Below are 26,646 nucleotides of genomic sequence, written 5' to 3' on the forward strand. Positions count from 1 at the left end.
AATTTTTCTTCATCCCCTATGCCCCATGCCCCATGCCCTATGCCCTAAAATTAACTATTTTTCAATAATCCTGCACCGATCGCACTTAAGATGACGACACCAAAGATCAGGCGATACCAAATAAATACCCAGGTGCTTCGGGTTTTGAGAAAGCGTAGCAATCCAGCGATCGCTATATATGAGAAAATTGTGGCAGAAATCACTCCTACAACAATAGGAACAATTGCTGCACTACTTAAACCTGCTTTGAGAACATCTTTTAATTCCACTAACCCTGCTAGGGTAATGGCTGGAATACCTAACAAAAACGAGAATCTAGCCGCTGTTTCCCGTTGCAAACTCATAAATAGCCCAGCTGTTAAGGTAGAACCAGAACGAGATACACCAGGTATTAATGCTAGAGATTGAGCTAAACCCATCAATAGCCCATCTTTCATTGTTAGATGCTCAAAGTCTCGTTGACGCTGACCGAGTTTTTCTGCTAATCCCAATAACAAAGCCATGACTATAGAGGCAGTAGCGATCGCTGCCATGCTTCTAATCGGTGAATTATCAAAGTCTGGAATAAATACTTTAATTAAAAGTCCAAAAAAGATAATAGGTAACGTACCCAGAATAATACCTATAAATAAGCGTAAGTCGTGATCATGATAATCTTTGAGGGCAATCGCTCTGGTGGCTCCTTTAAGAATGCGCGTTAGATCTCCCCAGAAATACCATAATACGGCTGCTATACTACCGAGCTGAATAATAGCAGTAAAAGCTACACCCGGATCACCCCAACCTAAAGCCACAGGCACAACTTTTAAATGTGCTGTGCTACTAATAGGCAGAAATTCCGTCATTCCCTGCACAAAGCCTAAAACAATAGCTTGTAAAATATTCATTGATTGCACCCCACTTACCACCGGGTTAGTTTGGGCGCTGACAACTTTAATCGGAAATGCCGCCACACAGAAGATGGCAGACATTGCACTTAAAAGCACGAACCATTGACGTTTTGATAGAGTCATCAGTTTACCTGCGATCGCTGTTATTACAACCAATTACACAAACAGCTGCTTGGAGAGCCTTCCAGGAAAGTTACACAGAGACTAGAAGAGGAGCAGCACTTCGACTACTTCGGCTACGCTCAGCACAAGTACGCTCAGTGACCAAAGCAGAGGAGAATAACAAATTAATCCCCCATGCCCCATGCCCCATGCCCTATGCCCTATGCCCCATAAACATAAACATTAATAATGTCCCAAATTTATATAATATAAAAATGCCCTAGGGGGGGATTCATCAGTGTGTTATCTTAAATAACATAAAGTTTAGTAACAATTATTAAAAACTTTGCTTAATAATACATTGTCTTCATACAACACTTCTACTAATTCTATTGATACCAAATTACATGCAACCGATACTGGGCAGATAAATATTAGAGAGTTAGAATCTACACTTTCCTTATCTCCGTCTTTCTTGATCTCTATATCTTCGCGACAAACGTGGTTAGTGTTTGCCGCGGCAGTATTTTTAGTATCAGTGCCAGTATTTATAGAAGCGCCGCTAGTGCGATCGCTGCCATTTATAAGTTTAGCGATTACAGGGTTTTGGGTATGGTTGAGTTTTAAATTAATGTCACGCCCTGCAACTTATCTGTGGGGAGATTTACTTTTAGGCTTTAGCTGGAGTTGGTTAGCAGGAGCTATTTATTGGGGCTGGTTACGTTGGGAGCCTGTGTGGCATTTACCAGTAGAGTCTATAGGGCTACCCTTTGCTTGTTGGTGTCTACTAAGAAATTGGGGTAAAGTTGGTAACTTCTTTTATTTAGGTTCTTTACTCGGAACAGTCTTGACAGATGTGTATTTTTATATAGTAGATTTAATGCCTTATTGGCGGCAAATTATGCAGGTAGAACCTGCTGGTGCGCCATTAATTTTACAAAATGCCCTGATTCAAGTACAAACTCCTTGGGGACAAACTTGGGCGGTAATCCTCGCCTCAGTGTTGTTGATAGCAGGAATTTTACCTTTACGTCAAAGACAACGCCATTGGTATGCCTTTGGCGGTGCGGTTTTAAGTACAATTTTAGTAGACAGTCTATTTTTACTAGCAGCCTACGCCGCTTGAGCATTAAATAAATAGAACAAGACCTTATACAAGGTTGGGTCTACGTGCCTCAACCCAACCTACACAAAAATGGCGAAGGTATTGTAGGACAAAGCGTTTAGCGGTGGTTACTAAGCTGTATATTAGTTTCTGATGATTGCTGTGTGTTAATTAAGCTATCACCTAGTCTAAAGGCAATCGTCTTGGCTGTAGACTGTGTACTATTGACACCTGTTGGCTGAAAGCCATTTTTTCAGTTTGATGGAAAGAGGTAGAAAAATCGTGAAAGTATTGGTGCGTTTATTAACAGTGTTTAGTTTGTTCCTTGGCTGCTGGGGATTTTTAGGAACAACTCAGATAGCCCAAGCTAGTAGTTTCAACAGTTTTGCTTTGCCTCAAGTTCCAATTTTGGCACTTGAACGGCAAAATCGGGCAGACGCTAAGCTAGGAACGGAATTTGGTAAAAAACTTGATTTGAATAATACCAACGTGCGGGCTTTTCAACAGTATCCGGGGTTGTATCCTACCCTTGCGAAGAAAATTCTCAAGAATGCTCCTTACGAAAGTGTAGAGGATGTATTGGATCTTCCAGGACTGAGCGATCGCCAAAAACAACTTCTGCAAGCTAACATGGATAACTTTACTGTGACAGAATTTGAACCTGCCTTTAACGAGGGAGACGATCGCATTAACAACGGTATCTACAGATAACCGCCTTTTTAGTTAGCTGTAGGCAAATTTATGAGTTAGGAGTTATGAGTTATGAGTTATGTAGTGATTTCAGGTATGGAATACCTTACTCTAGCCCCTAGTTTCTACTAGAGTGTATTGCACACAACTGAGAAACACCATAGTTACAAAACTTCTAACTCCTAACCTTTAACTCTTAACTTCCCCTAATACCTTGCCTCAAATAGATATTCCTAGTCAATTTGATGTCTTAGTAGTCGGCGCTGGTGCGGCTGGACTGTATACGGCACTTTGCTTACCAGAGTACTTGCAAGTCGGCTTGATTACTAAAGAAACAGTTTCTTTGTCTGCTAGTGATTGGGCCCAAGGTGGGATTGCTGCGGCTATTTCCCCGGAAGATTCTCCTTCACTGCACATTGAAGACACATTGGAAGCAGGTGCTGGTTTATGCGATCGCCCAGCAGTAGAGTTTCTTGCCCAACAAGCACCTAGCTGTATTCAATCTCTGGTTAACCTAGGAGTCGCTTTTGATCGACACGGTAAAGCGTTAGCTTTAACTTTAGAAGCCGCACATTCACGTAACCGTGTACTTCACGCCGCTGACACCACAGGTAGAGAGGTAACTACTACCCTAACTGCCCAAGTATTACGTCGTCAAAATATTCAAGTTATCCAGCAAGCTTTGGCGTTGAGTCTGTGGCTAGAACCCCAAAGCAGTCACTGTCAAGGAGTTAGTCTCTTTTACCAAGGTGAAATCCACTGGGTAAGGGCTGGTGCTGTTGTACTAGCAACTGGTGGTGGAGGTCAAGTATTTGCCCAAACCACTAACCCAGATGTCAGTACAGGCGATGGGGTAGCGATCGCCTGGCGCGCTGGGGCTATCCTCCGCGACTTAGAATTTGTCCAATTTCACCCTACTGCCTTAACTAAACCCGGCGCTGATCACTTTTTGATTAGTGAAGCTGTCCGAGGGGAAGGCGCACATCTTGTAGATAATGAAGGCCGGCGTTTTGCTTTCGATTATCACTCTGCTGGTGAACTCGCACCCAGAGATGTAGTTAGTAGAGCAATTTTTAGCCATTTACAACAGACTGCGGCCGATCCTGCTACTGCCCATGTGTGGCTAGATATGCGCCCTATTCCTGCTGACAAAATTCGTCACCGCTTTCCCAATATCATTAAAGTTTGTCAACATTGGGGCATTGATGTCTTTAATGAACCAATTCCCGTAGCCCCTGCTGCCCATTATTGGATGGGTGGTATTGTCACAGATTTGATCAATCGCACAAACATTCAGGGTTTGTATGCGGTGGGAGAAACAGCCAGTACCGGAGTGCATGGGGCAAATCGTTTAGCGAGTAATTCCTTGCTAGAATGTATTGTCTTTGGGGCGCAGATGGCTAATTTGAAGGATGAACTCACAAAGATTAAAGATGAAGAAACTAAACTCAGCTTTCATCCTTTGACATTCAGGCTTTCTGATGGCGATTGGCAAATCCAGCAAACACAATTAGAAGCATTTAGAGAAAAGTTACCGCGCCTAGTTTGGCAAAGTGCTGGTATTTGTCGAGAACAGTCAGTTTTAGCAGATGCGATCGCCACTGTTGAATTTTGGCAGCAAGACTTTGCCGCTTTGCCTTTAAGTCAATTTTTGATGGCTTTACGTCCATACGAACCCGTTAAATTTGACATACCGAACGCTGAAAAACAATTGCGACTTTGGGCAGAAACTCGTAATTTACTAGATGTAGCCTATTTAATTCTTAAAAGTGCTGTTTTTAGAACCGAAAGTCGGGGAGGACACTATCGCTTAGATTATCCTCAACCAGATCCAGCTTGGCAAGTTCACACGCTCGTACAAAAGCATCAATGGCGCAAGTCTGTAGTTCCCAACAAGTAGATGCATAAACCCGCGCAAGACACTTCTGTTTGTAAAAATGGACTCACAGCCCACGTCACTGACTCCTAAATTTATTATGGGTTTTTTAATTTTTAATTTTTAATTTTTGATTTTTAATTCCCCAAAGGCTCTGAATCTTGAGTAATAGTTAACTTGTTAACGAGTACCACTACCATGTAGGCTATCAGGCCCACCATGATTGGGTGGAACGAATAGGTCATGTGAATCCTGAGAATCAATACTAGAAGGAGTCGAGTGATTGCTACCAGTAGTGTTTAAAATATCAGTGGTTAGAGTGTTAAAGCTTCCCGTAGCATCAGCAATTTTCGGAATAATTATGTAAGCACTAATACAAAGTATCATAGCGCTGGTGATTCTTAAGTTAATTCTCATAAGCCTTTGTTAATACCTCCATTCTGATTTCATCTAGTGTTTTTTTGTGATCTACAGCAGATTAAGTTATTTTTTCCGAAAAATTAAATCTTGATGAAACTTTTATTGTGAATGGATAACAATTTAACCAAAAAGTAATTGATGCTAGCTTACACTTCGCCGACAAGCTATATTTTGAAAATACGCTCAGTATTCTAGAAATACGGCTACCAAGGAAGTTTTGGCATCAGTCTTAAGTTAGAAGTAGTTATCAGTCTCAAGTAAAATATTCGTTAGTTTCCGCAGAATAATTAATATTAGCAGAAAATCTTAAAAAACTATTAATTTTTTTGCGTATAAATACTTGCATTACTGAGCAATAAAGATTGACAAATAAGCTTATTTCAACTAAATTCCAGGGTTGGCATCAACAAGAATTAGTAAACATACATACTATAGTCATCATTTCAGCGAGTTTTGATAAATTTTAAGCAAACTCGTAGCGGTTTTTACCAAGATGCTTGGCACGGTACATAGCGGTGTCTGCTTGTTTAATTAATGCTTCCGTGCTTTGACCATTGAGGGGATAAATACTGATACCAATACTGGCAGAAATTTTAGTGGTATACTCATCCAAAACGATTGGCTCAGTAATGCACCCTAAAATTTTTTCCGCAACTTTAGCAGCTACCTGCTCATTAGGAAGTGACCGTAAAATCACTGTAAATTCATCACCGCCTAAACGGGAAACAGTATCACTACCACGTAAAGAGTTATTGAGCCGCTGAGCGATAGTTACTAAGAGGCGATCGCCTATCTCATGTCCAAAGGTATCATTGACTTGTTTAAAACCATCCAGATCAACAAACAGCAGTCCCAAAGATAAATTATTCTCTTGAGCCCAAACTAAAGACTCGTGAAGTTGTTCTGCAAAGAATTTACGGTTAGATAGACCTGTAAGCGGGTCGTGATCAGCTAGATAACGCAAATGGTCTTCTTTGCGTTTAGCGGTGCGTATAAGTTCGTATTCTTTCTCTTTACGCTGAGTAATATCTCGAATTATCCCCACTAAAAAGAAATTACCCGCCGCGTCTTTGTGGAGCGATCGCTTAGTAGCAATTAAATGAATTTTTCCCGCCGCATCAGTAAACTCTTCTTCATTTTCTTTTGGTTGTTGAGTGCGGAAAACTAATTCATCTTGTTGTCGAAACACGTCAGCTTCATGAGCAGGAAAAAAGTCATAGTCTGACTTTTCAATTAACACAGTATTAGGACGACCAATTAATCGACAGTATGCCTCATTTAACACAATCCACTGATGTTGTTTATTTTTGACAAAAATTGGATCTGCGATTGTATTGATTACTTGCTGCAAAAACTCTTTAGAACGTTTCAATTCTTCCTGAATATGGGCAACATGAAAAATCATCCAAATAGCTGAGATGCCAAAAGTCAGCAATGAAGGAATTATTGGTATCCACCAACCAGTTAAAAAAGCCAAATATGCACTTAAGATTAACGCTAGATAAGAAAGCAAAATACTAAACATACTCTGGCTTTTGGAGCGTACTTGCCACGTCATTACGGCTCCCAAATAAGACCAAGTAAAAATCCATAAAGATTCCCACAGTTGAGGCCATGTCTTTAATAAAGGTCGTCCTTCAATCGCAGCTGAGATTAATTCACTGATAAAATAAGCTTGAAGTTCGATACCTGTAATCGGCTCGGCTGCACCCATCAGACGACTAGATTGGGGAATAAATGCAAAATCTTGAAGACTAGGAGCAGTGGAACCAATAAGTACGATGCGATCGCTAATTAGGTTTTTGTCTACTTTATTAGCAAGCACATCGCTCATAGTTACCTGTCGATAACCACAAAGTTTTCCAGACGAGCTATTTTTACACCCTGGTTTAGGAAAATTGGATAAAATTTGGTAGCCTCTGTCATCAGCTCCTACATAAGCACCATCGTTGGCCTGAAAACGAGGAAATACCGACTTACCCAACTGTAAATACTCAGAGTTACTGACTGCTTTTTTTGGAGTAATCCCCTTTGACTTTAAATACAATAAAGCTAGCTTGAGCGCAAAACTTTCGTGTAACTTATTATTAACATGCCAATACAATAAACTGCGGCGTATTTTGCCATCAGGGTCAAATAGTACATTATTGAAACCGACTTGTTCTGTATTCAGTCCTTTTGGAGGTCGAACACCAACGTTTTTATTTTTAAAATTGTTATTTTTTTCATTTGCCAACAGTTCAATACCAATCAAGTTTGGCGTTGATTTATAAACATCAAGCAATTTTTGTTTACCAGAGTTTTCTGCCGAATCGTTACTAGGAACTTCCAAGTCTCGGTAGATATCTAAACCAATTGCTCGCGGTTTTTGTTCACTTAATTTTTGCAATAATTGAGCGATGATGCGATCTGGAATTGGCCAGCCAACTTTACGTAAATAACTCTCATCAATGACTACAATAGTAATGCGATTATCTGGCTGTTCGTTTGGACGTAAGCGAAAAAATTGATCTAAAACTCCTAACTCTAATGATTGCAATAATCCCATAGAACGCAAAATTAGGATGCAGATTGCAACGATAGAGGCGGTAATCAATTCTCTGTGTTTTTGACCAAGCGATTGTTTCAGTCTTAATATTAACCTTACAAGACGCTTGCATAACTGCTTACTCATTCCCATAACCTAGTGGGGAAAAATACTCTTTGTTTCTTATAGTTATCAGCCTATTGGCAAATATAACTTGTGCAAGAACTATAGCAATTCTCAAATGAGTGAAATAAACTTATTTTCAGGATCAGGAGGAGTAGTTCCTGTAAGAAAGTCTATGGTAAGTAGGTCGATGTCGATAATTATCGTTGGAATAAAGCAGGGAGCAGGGGGAGAAAAAGTTTGAGCCTTATTTACTTTTATTCACATAGTTTGATTTTATTTCACCGATTTACTTAACTCTAAATGGATCATTCATTATTCATTACGACTTATGTGTTACAAAAGGGCAACTGTAATTTTTGCTTCTATAAAAACAATTTCAGTATAAATATTATTCATTATTGATTACAAAAGTATATTTATAATAACTTTCAGTTGACATATTATTTTTTCAGTGTCTGTCTAATTTCCATTACTAACTCTCTCGGATGCTATCTAAATGCATTTAAGTACAAAAAATGTAAGTAATTGTACTCAAATATGTATTTTACTTCTGTGGTACTTGTAGATTAACGTAAGTCTTCAAGGGAGGCGCACGTTAGATTATAGTCCTAAGCAAATTAAAAATTTGTAATTGGGTACTAGACTAAGAGTATTTCATCAAAAAAAGTCAACTGGAAAAAAATAGCTGCATTTAACCAGTTGACTATGGAGTTTGAAAGCCTAAGTTTTCTCAAAAAGACTTGCTTAATGAAGTTACTTAAAGTATTTGAAATTACTAGAACCCGTATAACCAGAAACTTTTGCCAGTTCCTCTAAGTTTTGTACCCCACTGTAGCTTTTGCCATTAATAATCCAAGTAGGGAAACCTTCTACTTTTGCTGCTTTACATAATTCAGGTTTACCTTTTGGGCTATCAGCAGCGCATTCCACCTTAATATTGTCGATGATCTGTTCAGCTTCTTTGCCGAAAAGCAATTTCTGTTCGTGGCAGTGAGGACACCAGTAAGCACTGTATTCCTTAGCGCCTATCTTCACTAAATGGCGGGCTAGGGCAATTTCTGCCTCACCAGAAGTTGTGGTGACTTCCCAACCAAATTCTGGGTTAGGTTGTGCTTGAGGAACAAAGGTAATTTTCTCTGGTTGTCCAGAAGTTCCAGCTGTACCACCTGTTTGATTGACACCAGCATAGACACCTAAAGTACCAATTAGCGTTACCATCCCCACAATAATAGCGGTAAAAAAGATTTGTCCAACATCCTCCCAAGTACGGCCGATAATCGTCAATACTAAAAGACTCAGGGAGAACAAAGCCGAACCAATACAGTAAAGACAAATAGCCTTAATTTGAAATGCCAGCAAGTACATTAAGTAGCCACTGAAAACTGACATGGCGATCGCCCCCACCAACAGCAGCCACCACGTCCAGTTTTCTAATTGTTTACTGCTATTGTTTTGTCCTGATTTCAACACCAAGGGTGCTAGGGCAAATATCACCATGCTGGTGTATGCCAAAAACCCGAATAGGGCTAAAGGCTGACCCAAAACTGTTGCCCAAGGACTGGAAAGTACATCATTACAGCCCTTGACACCAGCTTGTGCTACACAAGCGGCGCTACCTCCTGTTATCTTTTCTATTGTGAGATATCCAGTTGTGAGCGCACCAAAGCCGGCGATCGCGGCAATCAATGGACGCGACCATTTATGAATCCAAGGAGTAGAACGGCGGCGAATCATAAACTGCTAATTGGGAAATTGGGCATGGGGTACTTGTACTGAGCGTAGCCGAAGTATGGGGCATGGGGCAATTAAGAGGAATTGGGGCAGAAGAGAAGTGCGGTCTTGGGGAGCCAGTCCGTTGGGCGGGTTTCCCGACTTGAAGGAACTGGCGTGTCTCCCCAAGTGGAGCAACTTCGGGGTGCGGGGTGCAAGGGGGATGAAGAGGAATTATCTATTTCTCCCTGCTCCCTGCTCCCTGCTCCCCTGCCTTTTTTCCTAGTTCCTAGTCCCTAACCTCTAAGAATGTAACTTCACTTGTTCTGCTGATTTGCTTTCACTTTTGGAGTTCCAAGTGCGATGTGCTGCTTCCACAAATTGGCTGACGCGAATTGGGTCAATTGGTTGCTCAATTCGACCTTGGCGTTTTAGGGAACTAGACACAATGACACCATCTGCTGCCTGCATTAGTGTAGCAATATTTTCCCAGTCGGCTCCACTACCAATAAATACTGGAGTGCCGTTTGCTGCGCCGCAAGCTAGCTCTAAATCTTCTAGGTCAGGAGGACTACCTGTAGACCAGCCAGATAAAATCACCGCGTCTGCCAAACCCCTTTCAATCGTATCTTTCACAGCAACTGTCAAATTTGGGGAACTCAAAGGACGGGCGTGCTTGACCAACACATCAGCCATAATTTTGACATTACAACCCAGTTCGCGCCGATAACGCAATAATTGATGGGCTTCTCCCTCAATTAATCCCTGATCGGTTGCCATTACTCCTGTTAGAACATTGACGCGGATAAATTGTGCTTGTACACAACTAGCGATCGCTATTGCACTTTTAGCATCGTTCCGCAAAACATTTAAGCCTACGGGCAACGTTACCAAATTTTGTATTCTTTGCACCACAACAGTCATCGCGCTGACAACTGCTGGATCTACTTGGTTTTTAGTAAACGGAGCATCGAAAAAATTCTCCACAATAATGCCATTAACCCCACCACTTGCTAAGGCTGCTGCTTCTTGTTCGGCGCGGTCAATTACCGCTTTTAAAGTACCTCCCCAACGGGGTGAGGTGGGTAGTGGGAGTAGGTGAACTACGCCAATAATCGGTGTTCGAGTTTTAAATATCTGATGTAAGTCCACGTCTTTAAATCCGCTTCGCGGAGTCAATAGTCCACCAGTCCAGAGTCTAAAATTTTTTGGCTATTGACTCTTGACTTTTAACTAAATTAGTCAAATGTGTTTTACACTGGTTGTCTTACTGCCTCTCTCCGAAGATGGAATTTGGCGTAAAACCTCCCATAAGATATGTTAAGATAAAACTTGGCTACAACAAGAGGAGTTTGCCACTCACAAGACGCAAGGCAGTTTCCCATAGTTTAGGCATTTCGTTTGCGCATTGTCGTAGACTAAGCCAGAAGCTCCAGGGTAGCATTACTGCTTTATTAGGCGTAGTCGCAAGTGCGATTTCCCTGAGGGTAGCGACTTCTCACAACAAGCCCTTTGGGCGGCTTCCCGACGGGTAAATTAACAACGCGTACGCTTGTGGTAATGCAAAATACCAGTAAGCAATTTGTTAAAAAACATTAAAAGTGTCGAATGTACCCAAAGGCACTCTATTTTACCTGGGAAACAGACTAATTAACAGAAATATCATACCATGACCTCAAATCATCAAGGTCATAAGTCCACAAGCAGTAGCTATAAGTGGAATATTTCTAGATGAGTTGTGAGCGCTGTAATTATAAGGGTACTAATTATCAAGGGCAAAATCATCGCGTTTTGTGTTTGACTACGAAAAAACCGGAAAATATTTTCAAAATATGGGTGAAAAGCCAACAATTGCAATTTCCCACTTGGGCTGCGAAAAAAACCGAATTGATACAGAACACATCTTAGGGCTGCTTGTAGAAGCAGGTTACGATGTAGATACAAATGAAGAGTTAGCAGATTACGTTATTGTCAATACATGTAGTTTTATTGAAGCGGCAAGAGAAGAATCTGTCAGAACTTTGGTAGAGTTGGCAGAGGCAGATAAAAAAATTGTCATCACTGGCTGTATGGCCCAGCACTTCCAGGAACAATTATTGGAAGAGTTGCCGGAAGCAGTTGCTGTGGTGGGAACAGGTGATTATCACAAAATTGTCAATGTAATTGAGCGAGTACAACAGGGAGAACGGGTCAAACAAGTTAGTGTAGAACCAACTTACATTGCTGATGAAACGACACCGCGCTACCGCACCACAACAGAGGGTGTTGCCTACTTGCGAATTGCTGAAGGATGTGATTATCGTTGTGCATTTTGTATTATTCCTTATCTACGAGGAAACCAGCGATCGCGTACTATTGAATCTATAGTTGCCGAAGCCAAGCAGCTAGCCTCCCAAGGGGTACAAGAGATTATTCTCATTTCCCAAATCACAACTAATTACGGTTTGGATATTTACGGTAAGCCAAAGTTAGCCGAACTGCTTCGCGCCTTGGCAAAGGTGGATGTACCTTGGATTCGAGTACATTATGCTTATCCCACCGGATTAACTTTGGATGTGATTACAGCGTTCAAAGAAACACCTAACGTCTTACCTTACCTGGATTTGCCTCTGCAACATTCTCATCCAGAGATTCTCCGCAATATGAACCGTCCTTGGCAAGGACGTGTGAACAATGAGATTATTGATCGCATCAAAACAGCGCTACCAACGGCAGTATTGCGGACAACATTTATAGTTGGTTTCCCCGGAGAAACTCAAGAGCATTTTGAGCATCTACTAGAGTTTGTGCAGCGGCATGAATTTGACCATGTTGGTGTTTTCACCTTTTCACCAGAACAGGAAACCCCTGCCTATAAGCTACCTAATCAGTTGCCACAACAAGTGATGGAGCAGCGTCGGCACAGAGTTATGGAACTCCAGCAGCCAATTTCGCAAAGAAAAAATCAGCAGGAAATAGGCAAGATTGTTGATGTCCTGATAGAGCAAGAAAATCCTGAAAGTGGGAAATTAATTGGTCGTTCAGGTAGATTTTCCCCAGAAGTCGATGGTCAAATTTATATCGAAGGTCAGGCGAAGTTAGGAACCATCGTGCCAGTAGCGATCCACGGCGCTGATATATATGACCTATACGGTCAAGTTGTCAATAACTAAATTGTCATTTGTCAAATTTAGATGACTAATGACTCATCTAAAAATAAAAACTAAACCTAGGAGATTTGATGAATCTTTCGTTTCCAGAATTAGGCATTTCACAAGAACGTGTAGAGTTATTAGAAACAATCGGCTTTACCGCACCTACTAATATTCAAGCCCAAGCTATTCCCCAATTGTTAGCAGGTCGAGATGTAGTCGGTCAATCCCAAACAGGAACAGGTAAAACAGCAGCATTTACCCTGCCAATTTTAGAACGGTTAGATGTTAACCAAAGAGCAGTACAAGCGTTGGTCTTGACCCCAACTCGTGAGTTAGCAATTCAAGTTCACGATGCCGTTGCTCAGTTCATGGGTAACGATGGATTGCGAGTGCTAGCAATTTATGGTGGACAATCGATTGACCGCCAAATGTCACAACTCAAACGTGGCGTTCACATGGTTGTGGGTACTCCAGGACGGATGATAGATTTACTAGACCGGGGCTGTCTCAAGCTCGATCAAGTGAAATGGTTTGTCTTAGATGAAGCCGATGAAATGTTGAGCATGGGTTTTATCGATGATGTGATTAAGATTCTTTCTCAAGCACCTACAGATCGCCAAACAGCTTTGTTCTCAGCCACCATGCCGCCATCGATTCGCATGTTGGTGAACAAATTTTTGCGATCGCCTGCGATAGTCACCGTCGAACAACCAAAAGCTGCTCCCAACAAAATCAATCAAGTAGCTTATCTCATCCCCCGTCACTGGACAAAAGCCAAAGCTTTACAGCCGATTCTGGAAATGGAAGATCCAGAAACAGCTTTAATCTTTGTGCGTACCAGACGCACAGCCGCAGAACTCACCAATCAATTACAAGCTGCTGGTCATAGTGTTGACGAATATCACGGTGACTTGTCGCAACAAGCACGAGAACGCTTATTAGGTAGATTCCGCAATCGTCAAGTGCGCTGGGTGGTAGCCACAGATATTGCCGCACGGGGGTTAGATGTCGATCAATTATCCCATGTGATCAACTACGACTTACCTGATAGCGTAGAAACCTATGTCCATCGGATTGGTCGTACTGGTCGAGCTGGTAAAGAAGGAACGGCTATTTCTTTAGTTCAGCCTTTTGAGCGACGCAAACAACAGGCATTTGAGCGCCATAATCGCCAAAGTTGGCAATTGCTATCAATTCCTACACGGGCGCAAATTGAAGCCAGACACATCAATAAATTGCAAGAACAAGTAGGAGAAGCCTTAACTGGCGAACGCCTAGCTTCATTCTTGCCAATAGTTAGCGAATTGATTGAAAAATACGATGCTCATGCGATCGCTGCGGCGGCATTGCAAATCGCTTACGATGAAACTCGTCCTGCTTGGTTGCAATCAGGCGTAGATCCCCAAGAAGACAACGTACCCGTACCCAAACCCAAGCTCAATAAACGTCGTGATTCTTCTGGTGAACGCAGCCGTTCCTCTTGGACTAAATCAGACAGTAACGGTGGTGAAGAAGAAAGACGAGGTACTCCCAAGCCTAAACTGCGGACAACACATCGTGAACCTTCTGTATCGCCTAATAGCAAAAAACTCGGTTGACATACAGAATAGAGAACCAACTTCTTAGTCAAGAATCAAAAGTCAATGGTGAGCCAGTACTGTCTTTTCACAAAGGGAGCCATTAGCGTAAAGCCTTCTCTACAAGAGGCTATGCGTAGCTTGCTTCTTTGCAGGACTACGCTTAGAGCGAGTCTGCGAACGTCTGGGGTTTTCCTAAATGGAGTGAGAGGCTAGAGTGGCTTTCCATGCTATTTGCTATAAATTGGGCATTGCTCGCCTAAAGCAGTGCCTCCCCATAATATCGTTTAACTTTAAAGTTGATACATTTGGGCAAGCAGGGGAAGCAGTGCGGTCTTGGGGTCTCCCCTTTGGGTGACGCTCGCAAGCTTGCTATCGCTACGCTAACGGCAGTCCAACGCCAGTCGCTCCTGGGGAGCCACTGCGTTGCGGGGGTTCCCCCCGAGTCCCGCAAGTGGCATGGAAACCCCCATGACCGCGCTGGCTCCTCTTTGTTGGAACAACTTTCTGCGGGCTGCCTCACCAAGTGGAGCAAGTGGCGTGGTTCCCCCCAAGAGCAACTGCCGTGAAGCAGGGGAAGCAGCACTTCGGCTACGCGGTAGTTAAGTTTCGGCTACGCTCAACTGCCGCGCAGCGCCGCACTAAGCCTGTCGAAGTGTCGAAACTCAGTGACCAAAGGCAGGGGGAGTAAGAAAAGTAATTTGTATCAATAATTTCGTGAAATGGTATAACAGCTTGTCTAAAGCTAATTAGCCTTCAATTTGCCTAAAAGTAGGAATAAAGCCGCTTCCTATTAGAATAAAGCAGGGGGCAGCACTTCGGCTTACTTCGACTACAGTTGTTGAGCAAAGTCGAAGGACGCTCATTATAAGTCGCTCAGTAACCAAAGGCGGCGGGAGAAAGAGTTTGAGCCTTATTTACTTTTATTCACATAGTTTGATTTTATTTCACCGACTTACTTAAATCTTTTTTCAAAAAATACTATTTTTGGCTATTTTTTATGAGTTGACAGACTCTTGCCCAATCTTATTTAATAACTGGGTAATATTGACAATTTTAGTTATCAATTCATTGGCTGCATTGGGGATCACAACAGGATTGCTTACCCCTCTCTATAAAAGTCTAGAAATAAAAGACTTTATCCAGTACTCAGCCAAACAAGAGACTGCAAATTTCATCTAAAAATTTAAAATCCAAAATCAATTAATTGCGTGGTGGTGTACGCCGATTACGAAGAAAATCTGGAATATCTAATCCAGTCTTTTCTTTGGGTTCTGCAACTGGTGTTGGGGGATTAACTGCTGGTGTCTGTGGTGTTGGTGTTGGCCGCTTTGTCGGGGTTGTTACCCTGGCGTTAACGACGTTTTGTTGTGGCGCTGTTTGCACTTCGCCTGTAAACCCAGTGGCAATGACTGTAATTCTTACCTCACCTTGTAGCCTGTCATCAATCACTGCTCCAAAAATAATATTGGCATTGGGATCAACTACTTCATATATTGCTTCTGCGGCAGCATTCACTTCATGTAGGGTAAGGTCACTACCACCAGTAATATTAAAGACAACTCCTCTAGCTCCTTCAATAGAACACTCAAGTAATGGTGATGAAATAGCAGCAATTGCTGCTTCTCTAGCTCTTGATTTGCCCGAACTAACACCTATACCCATCAATGCTGATCCCGCATCGGCCATCACAGCTCGGACATCAGCAAAGTCAACGTTTACTAAACCGGGAATCGTAATGATATCTGAAATTCCCTGTACCCCTTGACGTAGTACATCATCTGCATAGCGAAAAGCTTCTTGCACAGGAGTTTGCTCAGGAATCACTTCCAGCAGCTTGTTGTTGGGGATGATAATCAATGTATCTACCCTACTTTTTAGCCCTTCAACACCTTGCTCTGCTTGACTAGTGCGACGACGACCTTCAAAAACAAATGGACGAGTCACTACGCCAACAGTAAGAGCGCCCATTTCTTTTGCTACTTCTGCAACAATGGCGGCAGCACCTGTTCCAGTACCACCTCCCATGCCAGCCGTGATAAATACTAGATCAGCACCTTCTAAAGCCGTAGCAATTTCGTCTCGTGATTCCTCTGCTGCCTTTTGACCAATGGCAGGATTACCACCTGCTCCTAAACCTCGTGTTAGCTTTTGTCCAATCTGCAACCGACTAGGGGCCCCTGCCAAAGTTAAAGCTTGAGCATCAGTATTAATTGACCAAAACTCTACTCCGGAGACATCAGACTCAATCATGCGGTTAACCGCATTTCCACCACCACCACCTACACCGATTACTTTGATGTTGGCAACTCGACCTGGAACAATTTCGCCAATTCTGCTATTTTCTGTAGTGATCCTTTTACTATCGTTGTTTTGTCCAAAATTAAGCCCAGAGTGATTAAAGGGATTATTCGAGTTAGATGCCAGTGAAAATCCTGGCTGCCCCACAGATTGGGAGTTTTTATAGGTAAGCTCTTGGTTATTATCAAGTGTCATTGGATTTTGAAAGGTAGATAAACGACTTTACTCAGGTATTCTTCACCTAAGAGTCAACTATAGATAGTTGGACACTGCCTCTATGGCACTGTTCTTTATTGAGATCACTATTTCCAACCTTAACAAGATTGAAAGTGCGAAAGTTTGCTATAGGATAAGCCATGAAAGTAGTTATCTGCATAGCTAATTCTAGAGAAGTATACATACATTTACTAAAAATTGATCTGTATAACTTCCACAAAATATGAATATTTTCACTACTATGTTGCCAATTTGGCACAGCATACCTTTGACATACCCAATACCCTCCTAATAATTCTGTTGATGATTGAGATTGTTGATTACGTTGACAACTAGCAGTGTTTGTTTTTTTTAAATTAACAATCACACTTATTACATGAGTTTTGTATATTTTATTCACCATTAGAAGAATAAAATACTGATAATACAAGTTTTTTATCCCCAAATGATTAATACTATCGGCTGATTCTAGTAAATCAAATATACATCTAATAGCAGTACAAATAACATTGCGCTTAGAAAGCATGTCTTGCAAAAATGCGCTGTAATAGCCCATCCCACCTGCCTTAGCCATATAGTTGATAGATTTAACCATAGAAATGATTGCAACTTAAGAGACAAATTTTGCCTTTTATTGAATTAACTGTAAAGTCAAAGGCAAGGAGACTATGCTTATCAGTTATATAACATCCTGATAGATTTGCTATTTGATGTGCCTGAATAGACGCTTATTTAGGATAAGATTCTATCTTGTCAGACTGATGAAAGTGATAAATCTCATCAAAACTACCTTCTTTTTATGAACATTTGCGGTGGTATGATCAACTAATAGGTAGTTGTAACAGCAACTGTCCGTCTTGTAAGAAGTCACCCTCCAAGGGTCTACACCAGTGTTCTGCAATGGAAAACTCACGCATTTTTCTCATTTCTCAGCTGGGTTAGGTTAAAGATTGGTAGGCACAAGGCATTTTTCACACCAAACACCATCATCCGATTGTCTAACATATTGCACCCCTCGACCAGATGTCAGGGTAACAATTATAGGCCTTTGTAATCTCAAAAGAAGTCTGATGATGGATCTTTGCATCTAAATTAATTAAAATTTGACACTGATTTTTTAAAGTTATAGGACTTATCCCTCTTTTGTTACTACGAGGAGAGAAAAATATTATTCCTAGCCTGAGTCTCAGATATCATCACAAATGTAGGCGATCGCATCCCAGCTTGATCATTTACATCCTTTTGTTGAAAAAAGACGTAAAAATAGGCGTTTCAGATTATTCTCTGCCGAAGGCAACAAAAGAGGAATTACGCATTCATAATGAAAAACTGAGCCTTTGCGATTACTTCGCTGTATACCCTGCGGGAACGCTAAAAGCGAACGGAATAACGTAAAGTCGTAAGCCGTACGTCAGTTCTGAGTTATTAGAAAAGTGAAAATAATCAATATATTTAGTAAACATAAAATTTCTTAATTTACTAGAATTGGCTCAATTCAATATCTTGGATATTTCTAGGGAGTTTGGTGGTCAGTTTCCTGTGTTTTTTGGTTCATCCGTACTAATGGGGATTCGGGATTTTTCAGATCAATATACTCTATTTGATTGAGATTAAGCTTTTTAGATAAATGACGCATTTGAGCAAGTACCTTGATTTGTTCAGGTAATTGAGGACTTGGCGCACCCAAATAGACATTTCCTAGTTCTGTTTTTAAAATTAAATTCGTTGGATCTTGGCAATCAATTTCCATGATTTTCACAGAACTTTGGCTCAAAGATAGATAAAGCTGACTCCAGTAGGAACGATATTGTGCTGGCGCTCCAATAACTTTGAGAATCGGCAATTTGATGGTGGGATTCACTAATTTGTATTTTTCTAAGGGTATCCAAACACCACTTGCGTCTAGTAAACCCGTAGATGCTTGTTCATTGTTAGTATCAGTATTTGATGATTTGGCCTGTTGAGCGATCGCCACAGGTACTCGTTCTTGAATTTCAATGATTAATCCAGGAGGAAACAGCCGACGAGCGACGCTTGCTTGGGCAATAGTTGGTTGTTGCTCTAAAGAATCAGCGATCGCAGACGGTTCAATCCGCCATAAAGACTGAGGATAGGGAAATGTCAAAAATGACTGAATCGCTTCTTGTGAAAGCACTTGATCCCCTGATTTCATCACAATTTGCTTGGGAGTATTGAGTATCCATGTTGGTTGGATTGCCACCCATAGTAAACCACCAGCTAGGCCACTAATGGCTAAGGTTCGCCAAATAGCCTGAAGAATTTTCATCTGCCGTCGGCGACGTAATTTTTGACGGCGCTGGGCTAAATCTGTATAGGAAACTGAGACTATGCCAGCCATTTAAACCCCTTTTTGCTTGCGGTTCTATTCTTCGGTAGATTGAGAGTAACTGATTAACTACAGTAAACCTTGTCAACATCTGTTAGCCGCTACCCTCAAGACTTTTTTTACTTTTAGTAACAACACCTTACAGTATTCATCATCTGGGGTGTCAGGAATCCAAAGAAGACAGGGCTAGATTTAATACATATTACTGTTCTATTAGCAGCCACACAAATCAAGAACAGTAATAAATAGTAGCTTTTTTTACTAAATAATTTAATGCATATAAAGCAGTTTTTAGTCAAGTAAAAGCTTAAAGATTATCAAAAGCTGAATAGCATCTGTAAAAAAGACGGATATACTGTACCCATCAGGGTCAATTAAATCTCTATTATGGTACTGACTATTGCTTGTGGCAATCTTGCATCGAGCGTTGTCATCTGCAATATGATCAATTGCAAGCTAATTATGTACCTATACAAGTAATGGGGATTTTAAGTATATAAAAAGGCAAACAACGCATCTACATGATCAATACACTGAATTTGTCACGCTTTTACAAAGCATGTAATCCTAGCTACACGTTAAATATGGGTAATGTGCTGGATCAACAGTATTACATCGATTTTGCTGATGTCCGGGGTTGTAAGATTGTTGAGGAATTAAAACGTACTATCACTCGTATTTCTCCGGATGAGCCGACCTGTCAGTTATTTACGGGACATATTGGCTGCGGAAAGTCAACAGAGTTACAACGCCTCAAAGCAGAACTGGAAGTAGCAGGATTTCATGTAGTTTATTTTGAGTCCAGTCAAGACCTAGATATGGCGGATATTGATGTCAGTGATATCTTGTTGAGTGTAGCCCGTCAAGTTAGTGTCAGTTTAGAAGCAATTGGCATCAAACTAAAACCAAGTTACTTTATTAATTTGTTTAAAGAAATTGGGGATTTTTTGCAAAGTCCCATTGAGCTTTCTGGACAAGCAGAATTGTCTTTGGGTATTGCCAAAATTACAGCTAAAACTAAAGATAGCGCTCAGTTACGAAATCAGTTAAGGCAATATCTAGAACCACGTACCAATAGTATTTTGCAAGCTATTAATGAAGAGGTATTAGACAAGGCTGTTGAACAACTCAAGTTAAAAGGTCAAAAAGGACTGGTTGTAATCGTAGATAACTTAGATAGAGTCGATATGCGCCCTGTGGCATCTGGGCGGACACAACCAGAATATCTTTTTATTGACCGAGGTGAACAGTTACGCCGACTCAAATGCCACTTAGTTTATACGATTCCCCTAGCGTTGATTTTTTCCAATGAGTATGAAACATTGAAAAACCGCTTGGGGGGAGGCATTGCACCGAAAGTTCTGCCAATGGTCAGAGTGCGACAAAGAGATAGTAGTGATTACGAACCAGGGATGTCACTACTACGCCAATTAGTGCTAGCAAGAGCTTTTCCAGAAGTTTCTTATAATCAAAGGCTGTTATTAATTACAGAGTTATTTGATGATCCAGAAACCCTTAATCGCTTATGTCGCGTTAGTGGCGGTCACATTCGTAATTTACTAGGGTTGCTTTACAGTTGTCTTCAACGGCAAGATCCTCCTTTTTCTAGAGACTGTTTAGAAGCTGTGATTAAGGATTACCGTGACGATTTGCTATTAGCTATTGATGAATGTCAGTGGGAATTACTGTTTGAAGTAGTGCAGCAACAGAGCGTTAAAGGTGAGTCTGATTACCAAAGTTTATTACGAAGTATGTATTTATTTGAATACCGTGATCCTCAAGGGCGTTGGTTTGGTATTAGCCCAGCATTGGCAGAAACAGAAAAAGTGATAACTTGGCAGCAAAAACAAATTGTAAAATAAAAATTTCAAAAATTAATTAATAAGTTAATAAATTTGGAATTAAGCAATCCTCAAAACTAATTTAATAGACTAGTAAATGCCTGGATGGCATTTACTGAGTTTGTTAGTAACATACATAGTAACGACAAAAAATTAATAATTGGTAAGGCTATTTATGCCTTGTCAATTTTTGGTATGTAGTTTTTTATTATTATTTTATAATTATGACACAGTTGCAACTTACAGCAGCGATCGCCGAAACTAATCAGCAATCTCTGCAAAGGCTAGTGCGATCAATTCAGCTTTCACAAGGTCAGTTTTCTCTAATTTTAGTTCGATGTAACTATGGGCAATTGCGTGAACAAATGCTCAATACTGTCCATGAAATTACTAAAGATATCAATTTAAAAGAGATATTTATCCAACCCTCAACGACTGCCTTACACAACAAAATAGTCACAGAATTATTTCTAGATAATCCTGCTGTTATTACAGATTCTTTACCATCAGCTTTGATGGTGTTTGGTCTAGAATCAGTGATCAATCTTGATGACTTACTGAGTGGCATTAATCAAGCAAGAGATATCTACGCAGCTACTTTTTCTTTTCCGATAGTTTTGTGGCTGCAAGATGAAGTGGCATCATTGTTAGCTAGATTAGCGCCTGATTTCAAAAGTTGGGCTGCAACCACTATTAAATTTGAAATGACCAAAGAAGATTTAATTGCCTTAATACGGCAAGAGACAGAATCTCTCTTTGGCAAAGTCTTAGAAGCTGGTGCTGCTAGGTTTTTATCTAATGCTGCCCTTGATTTAGCACCAAAATCTCAGCATCGTCTCGAAATTGAATCAGCCCGTAATGATTTGTTACGGTTATATAGTGTCCAATTAGAACCAGGATTAGAAGCTAGTTTAGAATTTGTGTTAGGGCGAGACAAATACGCCAACGATCAAATTAATGGAGCTTTAGCTCATTATCAAAAAAGTCTAGCTTTATGTCAGCGAGAAGGTAAAAGAGAAAAAGAAGAGTTTAAAGAAAGAGAAAGTTTTCCCTATCGACTCTGGCAGGCAATAGTATTATTCCACTTAGGATTATGTTACCGCCGGATGGCAGATTTACATCAAGGTGCTAATAGTAATTATTGGCATCATGCTTGCGTTTGGTTTAAACAATGTCTGGAGAAATTAGAACAGGAACAAAGACAAGACTTGGTTGCCAAATTCATTTTGCCCGCTTGTGAAATGCTGCAACGTCTACAAGCCTGGGAAGAGTTAAAAGAATTAGCGCAAACGTCTTTGTTACTGCATAAAACTTATGGTAACTCAATGCAAGTTGCTCAAGATTATGGCTTTTTGGCAGCTGTGGCAGTTTCTGAATCTAAGTGGATATTAGCTCATGAATTGGTGAATACAGCCCTTTCAATTATAGAACGAGCAACAGATGCAGCCCGACAACAAGAAAGCTGGTATCTTTTATTGCTAGCACGGACACAACGGCATTTAGGTGAGTGCGATGAAGCTATTAGCAATCTGGAATGGGCGCGGGTAGTTTGTGAGCTACAGTATGAGCCATTATTATATTTAGAGATTTTAGAAGAATTGCGATCGCTTTATTTTTTGGAACGTCGCGATTACATAGAAGCTTTTAATCTCAAGCAAGAAAAAATTCAAATAGAACATCAGTACGGCTTTCGTGCATTCATTGGTGCTAGTCAATTACAGCCACAACGCTGCAAAATTAACCCAGTTATCGAACCGCAAAAAACACCATTTATTCCTGAGGGAATTGCTCAGGAAATAGCTGCTTCTGGACGACAACAAGATGTAAATCGTTTAATTGAAAGAATTACTCGTGCCGACTATAAACTGACGATTATTCATGGGCTATCGGGAGTTGGTAAAAGTTCAATTATTAAGGCTGGCTTGGTACCAGCTTTAAAAGGCAAAGCCATCGGTGAACGTATCCCTTTACCTATTGTTTTATCTAGTTACACCGATTGGGTTACAGCTTTGGGACGCAATATCAACCAAGTACTGACACAAATACAAGCCCCCATTGCGATCGATTTTTCTCCTGCTATTCTTTTGGAAAAGCTTCGTTTAGCTGCTGAACGCAACCACACAATAGTTATAATTTTTGATCAATTTGAAGAGTTTTTCTTTATTAATAACAATTCTCAAAGAGTAAAATTTTATAATTTCTTTAGTGAATGTTTAAATATTCCTTTTATCAAAATAATTCTCTCTTTAAGAGAAGATTATTTGCATTATTTATTAGAGTTTGAGCGTTTAAGCAAAAATACTAATAGTTTAAGTGTAATTAATCAAAATATTCTCGATAAAGATATTCGTTACTATTTAGGAAAGTTTTCTACTGAAGATACAATAGGTATTATCAAAAGTTTTACTCAACGATCTCACTATGCATTAAGCGATGACTTAATTCAAAAGTTGGTGCAAGATTTAGCAGGAGAGATTGGGGAAGTACATCCGATTGAATTACAAATAGTTGGCGCTCAACTACAAGCAGAAAACATTACAACACTAGAGCAATATAAGCTTTGTGGTGGCTCGAAAAAACTAGTAGAACGCTGGCTAGAAGAAGTTATTAAAGATTGTGGTCAAGAAAATGAAGAACTAAGTTGGAAATTATTATTTGAGTTAACTGATGAGAAAGGTACACGACCACTTAAAACAAAAAGTGATTTAGCGATCGCCTTAAATAAAAATCTTGATCAAACCTCCAATTTTGAATTAGCTTGGGAATTGATTTTAGAAATTTTAGTCGGTTCAGGATTAGTATTACGGCTACGAGAAGAGTTAGGCGATCGCTATCAATTGGTTCATGATTACTTAGTAGAACCAATTCGTCAAAAGAACAACTATGGTGTAGTTGCTGAACTAGAAAAAATAAAATTTGAAAAAAACAAAGCTGAGGTAGCTCAAAAACTCTCTCAAGAGCATCTGAATTTGCTTTTACAACGGCGACTGCGAGAAGCACGGATAGCGGGCGTAGTATTGGCGATGATGGGGGGAACAATAGCAGCTTTATGGTGGCAAGCCGACTTACAAAAAACAGCAGCTATTCGCCAAACTATTAGAGCAGAACGTAGCGAAACCAACTGGAAAATTAGTACAACCGCGGCATCGAGTGAAGCTTTGTTTGCTTCTAATAAAGAATTTGATGCTTTGTTAGAAGGTTTACGGGCTTGGAAAAAACTTAAACAAGCACAAGGAGTCCAACCGGAAACCAGAATGCGGGTAGTGACAGCCCTGCAACAAGCAGTTTATGGGGTAACGGAACTAAACCGCTTGGAGGGTCACTCTGATATTGTCTGGGGTGTAATTTTCAGCCCTGATGGACAATTATTGGCATCAGCCAGTCGAGATCAAACTATCAAAATCTGGCATCCTGACGGCACATTACTCCAAACCCTCAAAGGTCATACTGACGCTGTTACTAGCATCAGTTTTAGTCCTGATGGTCAAAAATTGGCATCCGCCAGTCTCGATAAAACTGTAAAAATCTGGCGCAAAAATCCCATTACAGGAGAATTTAATCCGCAGCCGTCCCAAACCATCGCTGGACAAGGTGATTGGGTTTATAGCGTCAGTTTTAGTCCTGATGGTAAATTTATAGCTACTGGCAATAAAGATAAAACCGTTAAACTCTGGCGACAAGACGGTACTTTAGTTAAAACTTTGTCTGGACATCAAGCAGAAGTTAACTGGATAAGCTTCAGTCCTGATGGTCGATTCATTGCTTCAGCAAGTGACGACAAAACAGTAAAAATTTGGCGAACAGACGGTAGCTTGGTTAAAACTTTGTACGGTCATGAAGAAGGTGTAACTATGGTTACCTTCAGTCCTGATGGTAAACTGCTAGCCTCAGCAGGTCGAGACAAAACTGTGAAATTATGGCAGCAAGATAAATTAGATTTTCGTCTTTACAAAAATTTACAACAACACACCAGTATAGTTTGGAGCCTCCAGTTCAGTTCTGATGGTCAAAAATTGGCATCAGGAAGTGATGACAACACGATCAATCTTTGGAGCGTAACTGGTACGTTACTCAAAACCTTCAAAGGACACAGTGATGCTGTTGCTGCTGTCGCTTTCAGTCCCGATAATAAATTGTTGGCATCAGGCAGTTACGACAAAACTGTCAAACTGTGGAGTTTAGATGCTCCCACACTACCTGTACTTCAGGGGCATCAAGATAAAGTTTTAAGCGTTGCTTGGAGTCCCGATGGTCAAATGTTGGCTTCTAGCAGCCGCGATCGCACCGTGAAACTCTGGCAACGAGACGAGATTCTTGATGGAGTTAAACCCCGACTTTATAAGACCTTAGTCGGGCATACAGATAAAGTTCCTAGTGTGAGTTTTGATCCCAAAGGTAAAATCTTAGCGTCAGGAAGTTATGACAAAACTGTCAAACTTTGGAACCGTGATGGTACTTTGCTGAAGACTCTCCAAGGACACAGCGATAGTGTAATGAGTGTCAGCTTTAGCCCTGATGGTAATTTGTTGGCATCAGCTAGTAAAGATCAGACGGTGAAACTTTGGAGTCGTGACGGCCACTTGCTAAAAACCTTAATGGGACATCAAGGTTGGGTGAATAGCGTTAATTTTAGTCCTGATGGTCAGGTGCTAGCTTCAGCTAGTGATGATAAAACAGTCAGACTTTGGCGACGGGATGGGACTTTGTTAAAAACTTTTTCGCCCCATGATAGCTGGGTTTTAGGTGTGAGTTTCAGTCCCACCGACCAATTACTAGCTTCAGCGAGTTGGGATAACACAGTTAGACTTTGGCGACGGGATGGTACTTTGTTGAAAACACTATTAAAGGGATATAGCGATAGCGTCAATGCTGTTACTTTTAGTCCTAATGGTCAATTCCTGGCTGCTGCCAGCTGGGATAGTACAGTCAAACTCTGGAGCCGTGAGGGTAAATTAATTAAAACCCTCAATGGGCATCGCGCTCCAGTACTAAGTGTTAGCTTTAGCCCTGATGGTCAAACCCTGGCATCGGCTAGTAACGATAACACCATAATTTTATGGAATCTGCATCTTGATGACTTACTTCTTCGTGGTTGCAACTGGGTAGATGATTACCTCAAGCACAACCCTAATATTGAAGGAGGCGATCGCTTTCTTTGTGATGGCGTAAATTATAGACGCTAAATTTAACATTTATGAGAGCGATCGCTATCTAAAACTTCATCGCTATTTGTTTGCTTGCTGTCTTCCTCAGTAGCTTCTGGAGGAAAATTTGCTAAAAAAGCTTGCAATCTCATCCGCCCAATATAAGGCCAGCCACCTTCAGACTCAATATCTTTTAAGAGCGAGTAGAGTTTCTGGCGATTATCAGGCAAACTTTCTTGAAAAACACCATCCCGGATGTCTCGATGTAATTGTTCTAATTGCCGTAGCAGGCTCAAAAGAGCGATTGCATCCCCTTGATAAACTTGGGCGACATCATCCACTGCGCTGGCGATCATTTGCAGTTGCTCAGATAATTTCCCCAATTCCAGACTATTATTTTTACTCACACTATCCTATCCGTGTAAATCAGGTCTACTCAAATTTACCGGAGATTTTCGGTTTTCATCCGCTGTTACCAGTTTTAGACCACAATCAAAGAAAGTAGAAAAGATGATGTTTCCTGAAATTGATCTTGTTTTGGATTAATTTTACAGGCGATCGCTTTCACTTGTAAAACAGCGCAACAACGCTCAATACAGCCTCTACACAAGCTAGATCCAATCATAACTTCTGAATTTAA

18 protein-coding genes are annotated in these 26,646 nt (G+C 40.7%); 8 read left to right on the plus strand and 10 right to left on the minus strand.

Annotation, left to right across the window (positions count from 1 at the left end):
• Nucleotides 1-50 precede the first annotated feature (50 nt).
• Entirely contained in the window at nt 51-1,013 is a 963-nt protein-coding gene (locus tag QI031_RS00580; protein WP_281486169.1) for an undecaprenyl-diphosphate phosphatase, read from the minus strand.
• Between the two features lie 325 nt (nt 1,014-1,338).
• Between QI031_RS00580 and QI031_RS00585 the strand changes: the two genes are divergently transcribed.
• The 3 genes from QI031_RS00585 to nadB all read left to right on the plus strand — a co-directional run bounded on the left by QI031_RS00585 (nt 1,339) and on the right by nadB (nt 4,687).
• Entirely contained in the window at nt 1,339-2,118 is a 780-nt protein-coding gene (locus QI031_RS00585) for a DUF3120 domain-containing protein (protein ID WP_281483309.1), read from the plus strand.
• Between the two features lie 261 nt (nt 2,119-2,379).
• Nucleotides 2,380-2,808, plus strand: a complete 429-nt coding sequence (gene psbU, locus QI031_RS00590; RefSeq protein WP_281486170.1) for a photosystem II complex extrinsic protein PsbU — start codon at nt 2,380-2,382, stop codon at nt 2,806-2,808.
• Between the two features lie 193 nt (nt 2,809-3,001).
• Nucleotides 3,002-4,687 carry an L-aspartate oxidase gene (gene nadB / locus QI031_RS00595; RefSeq protein ID WP_281483310.1) on the plus strand — a complete coding sequence of 562 codons (1,686 nt, stop codon included), beginning with the start codon at nt 3,002-3,004 and terminating at the stop codon, nt 4,685-4,687.
• A 156-nt stretch (nt 4,688-4,843) separates the two neighbouring features.
• Here the strand turns inward: nadB and QI031_RS00600 are convergent, their stop codons facing one another.
• The 4 genes from QI031_RS00600 to btpA form a co-directional block, all read right to left on the minus strand.
• Entirely contained in the window at nt 4,844-5,080 is a 237-nt protein-coding gene (locus QI031_RS00600; RefSeq protein ID WP_281483311.1) for a hypothetical protein, read from the minus strand.
• Between the two features lie 466 nt (nt 5,081-5,546).
• Nucleotides 5,547-7,757 (minus strand): CHASE2 domain-containing protein, encoded by a 2,211-nt coding sequence (locus tag QI031_RS00605; RefSeq protein ID WP_281483312.1) that lies wholly within the window; start codon nt 7,755-7,757, stop codon nt 5,547-5,549.
• Between the two features lie 732 nt (nt 7,758-8,489).
• Nucleotides 8,490-9,470 (minus strand): vitamin K epoxide reductase family protein, encoded by a 981-nt coding sequence (locus QI031_RS00610; protein ID WP_281483313.1) that lies wholly within the window; start codon nt 9,468-9,470, stop codon nt 8,490-8,492.
• A 279-nt stretch (nt 9,471-9,749) separates the two neighbouring features.
• Nucleotides 9,750-10,598, minus strand: a complete 849-nt coding sequence (gene btpA / locus QI031_RS00615) for a photosystem I biogenesis protein BtpA (RefSeq protein WP_281486171.1) — start codon at nt 10,596-10,598, stop codon at nt 9,750-9,752.
• A 680-nt stretch (nt 10,599-11,278) separates the two neighbouring features.
• Between btpA and rimO the strand changes: the two genes are divergently transcribed.
• The 3 genes from rimO (at nt 11,279) to QI031_RS00630 (ending at nt 14,763) form a co-directional block, all read left to right on the plus strand.
• Nucleotides 11,279-12,598 (plus strand): 30S ribosomal protein S12 methylthiotransferase RimO, encoded by a 1,320-nt coding sequence (gene rimO, locus QI031_RS00620; RefSeq protein ID WP_281486172.1) that lies wholly within the window; start codon nt 11,279-11,281, stop codon nt 12,596-12,598.
• A gap of 68 nt (nt 12,599-12,666) precedes the next feature.
• Entirely contained in the window at nt 12,667-14,178 is a 1,512-nt protein-coding gene (locus QI031_RS00625) for a DEAD/DEAH box helicase (RefSeq protein WP_281483314.1), read from the plus strand.
• A 450-nt stretch (nt 14,179-14,628) separates the two neighbouring features.
• Nucleotides 14,629-14,763: a hypothetical protein gene (locus QI031_RS00630; RefSeq protein WP_281483315.1), complete on the plus strand. Its 135-nt coding sequence runs from the start codon at nt 14,629-14,631 to the stop codon at nt 14,761-14,763.
• Nucleotides 14,764-15,360: 597 nt separating this feature from the next.
• On the opposite strand, the gene ftsZ is transcribed toward QI031_RS00630, so the two are convergent.
• From ftsZ to QI031_RS00645, 3 genes are all read right to left on the minus strand, one after another.
• On the minus strand, nt 15,361-16,653 hold the full coding sequence (gene ftsZ, locus QI031_RS00635; RefSeq protein ID WP_281483316.1) for a cell division protein FtsZ: 1,293 nt from the start codon (nt 16,651-16,653) through the stop codon (nt 15,361-15,363).
• A gap of 46 nt (nt 16,654-16,699) precedes the next feature.
• Nucleotides 16,700-17,269 carry a hypothetical protein gene (locus tag QI031_RS00640; RefSeq protein ID WP_281483317.1) on the minus strand — a complete coding sequence of 190 codons (570 nt, stop codon included), beginning with the start codon at nt 17,267-17,269 and terminating at the stop codon, nt 16,700-16,702.
• Between the two features lie 918 nt (nt 17,270-18,187).
• Nucleotides 18,188-19,033: a cell division protein FtsQ/DivIB gene (locus QI031_RS00645; protein ID WP_281483318.1), complete on the minus strand. Its 846-nt coding sequence runs from the start codon at nt 19,031-19,033 to the stop codon at nt 18,188-18,190.
• Between the two features lie 509 nt (nt 19,034-19,542).
• Here QI031_RS00645 and QI031_RS00650 point away from each other — a divergent pair.
• Complete coding sequence (locus tag QI031_RS00650; RefSeq protein WP_281483319.1) at nt 19,543-20,883, plus strand: P-loop NTPase fold protein; 1,341 nt, start codon at nt 19,543-19,545, stop codon at nt 20,881-20,883.
• A 203-nt stretch (nt 20,884-21,086) separates the two neighbouring features.
• Nucleotides 21,087-26,045: a WD40 domain-containing protein gene (locus tag QI031_RS00655; RefSeq protein ID WP_281483320.1), complete on the plus strand. Its 4,959-nt coding sequence runs from the start codon at nt 21,087-21,089 to the stop codon at nt 26,043-26,045.
• Between the two features lie 2 nt (nt 26,046-26,047).
• Here QI031_RS00655 and QI031_RS00660 read toward each other — a convergent pair whose 3' ends face one another.
• Entirely contained in the window at nt 26,048-26,413 is a 366-nt protein-coding gene (locus QI031_RS00660) for a hypothetical protein (RefSeq protein WP_281483321.1), read from the minus strand.
• Between the two features lie 74 nt (nt 26,414-26,487).
• On the minus strand, nt 26,488-26,631 hold the full coding sequence (locus tag QI031_RS00665) for a hypothetical protein (protein ID WP_281483322.1): 144 nt from the start codon (nt 26,629-26,631) through the stop codon (nt 26,488-26,490).
• Nucleotides 26,632-26,646: the final 15 nt, after the last annotated feature.

This window comes from Halotia branconii CENA392 (assembly GCF_029953635.1).
Classification (GTDB): Bacteria; Cyanobacteriota; Cyanobacteriia; order Cyanobacteriales; family Nostocaceae; genus Halotia; species Halotia branconii.

Excerpts from the sequence above, each read along its gene's own strand:
- QI031_RS00580 (WP_281486169.1), bottom strand. The coding sequence starts at position 1,013 with ATGACTCTATCAAAACGTCAATGGTTCGTGCTTTTAAGTGCAATGTCT.
- QI031_RS00600 (WP_281483311.1), bottom strand. The coding sequence starts at position 5,080 with ATGAGAATTAACTTAAGAATCACCAGCGCTATGATACTTTGTATTAGT.
- QI031_RS00605 (WP_281483312.1), bottom strand. The coding sequence starts at position 7,757 with ATGAGTAAGCAGTTATGCAAGCGTCTTGTAAGGTTAATATTAAGACTG.
- QI031_RS00610 (WP_281483313.1), bottom strand. The coding sequence starts at position 9,470 with ATGATTCGCCGCCGTTCTACTCCTTGGATTCATAAATGGTCGCGTCCA.
- rimO (WP_281486172.1), top strand. The coding sequence starts at position 11,279 with ATGGGTGAAAAGCCAACAATTGCAATTTCCCACTTGGGCTGCGAAAAA.
- QI031_RS00625 (WP_281483314.1), top strand. The coding sequence starts at position 12,667 with ATGAATCTTTCGTTTCCAGAATTAGGCATTTCACAAGAACGTGTAGAG.
- QI031_RS00630 (WP_281483315.1), top strand. The coding sequence starts at position 14,629 with ATGACCGCGCTGGCTCCTCTTTGTTGGAACAACTTTCTGCGGGCTGCC.
- ftsZ (WP_281483316.1), bottom strand. The coding sequence starts at position 16,653 with ATGACACTTGATAATAACCAAGAGCTTACCTATAAAAACTCCCAATCT.
- QI031_RS00640 (WP_281483317.1), bottom strand. The coding sequence starts at position 17,269 with ATGGTTAAATCTATCAACTATATGGCTAAGGCAGGTGGGATGGGCTAT.
- QI031_RS00645 (WP_281483318.1), bottom strand. The coding sequence starts at position 19,033 with ATGGCTGGCATAGTCTCAGTTTCCTATACAGATTTAGCCCAGCGCCGT.
- QI031_RS00650 (WP_281483319.1), top strand. The coding sequence starts at position 19,543 with ATGATCAATACACTGAATTTGTCACGCTTTTACAAAGCATGTAATCCT.
- QI031_RS00655 (WP_281483320.1), top strand. The coding sequence starts at position 21,087 with ATGACACAGTTGCAACTTACAGCAGCGATCGCCGAAACTAATCAGCAA.
- QI031_RS00665 (WP_281483322.1), bottom strand. The coding sequence starts at position 26,631 with ATGATTGGATCTAGCTTGTGTAGAGGCTGTATTGAGCGTTGTTGCGCT.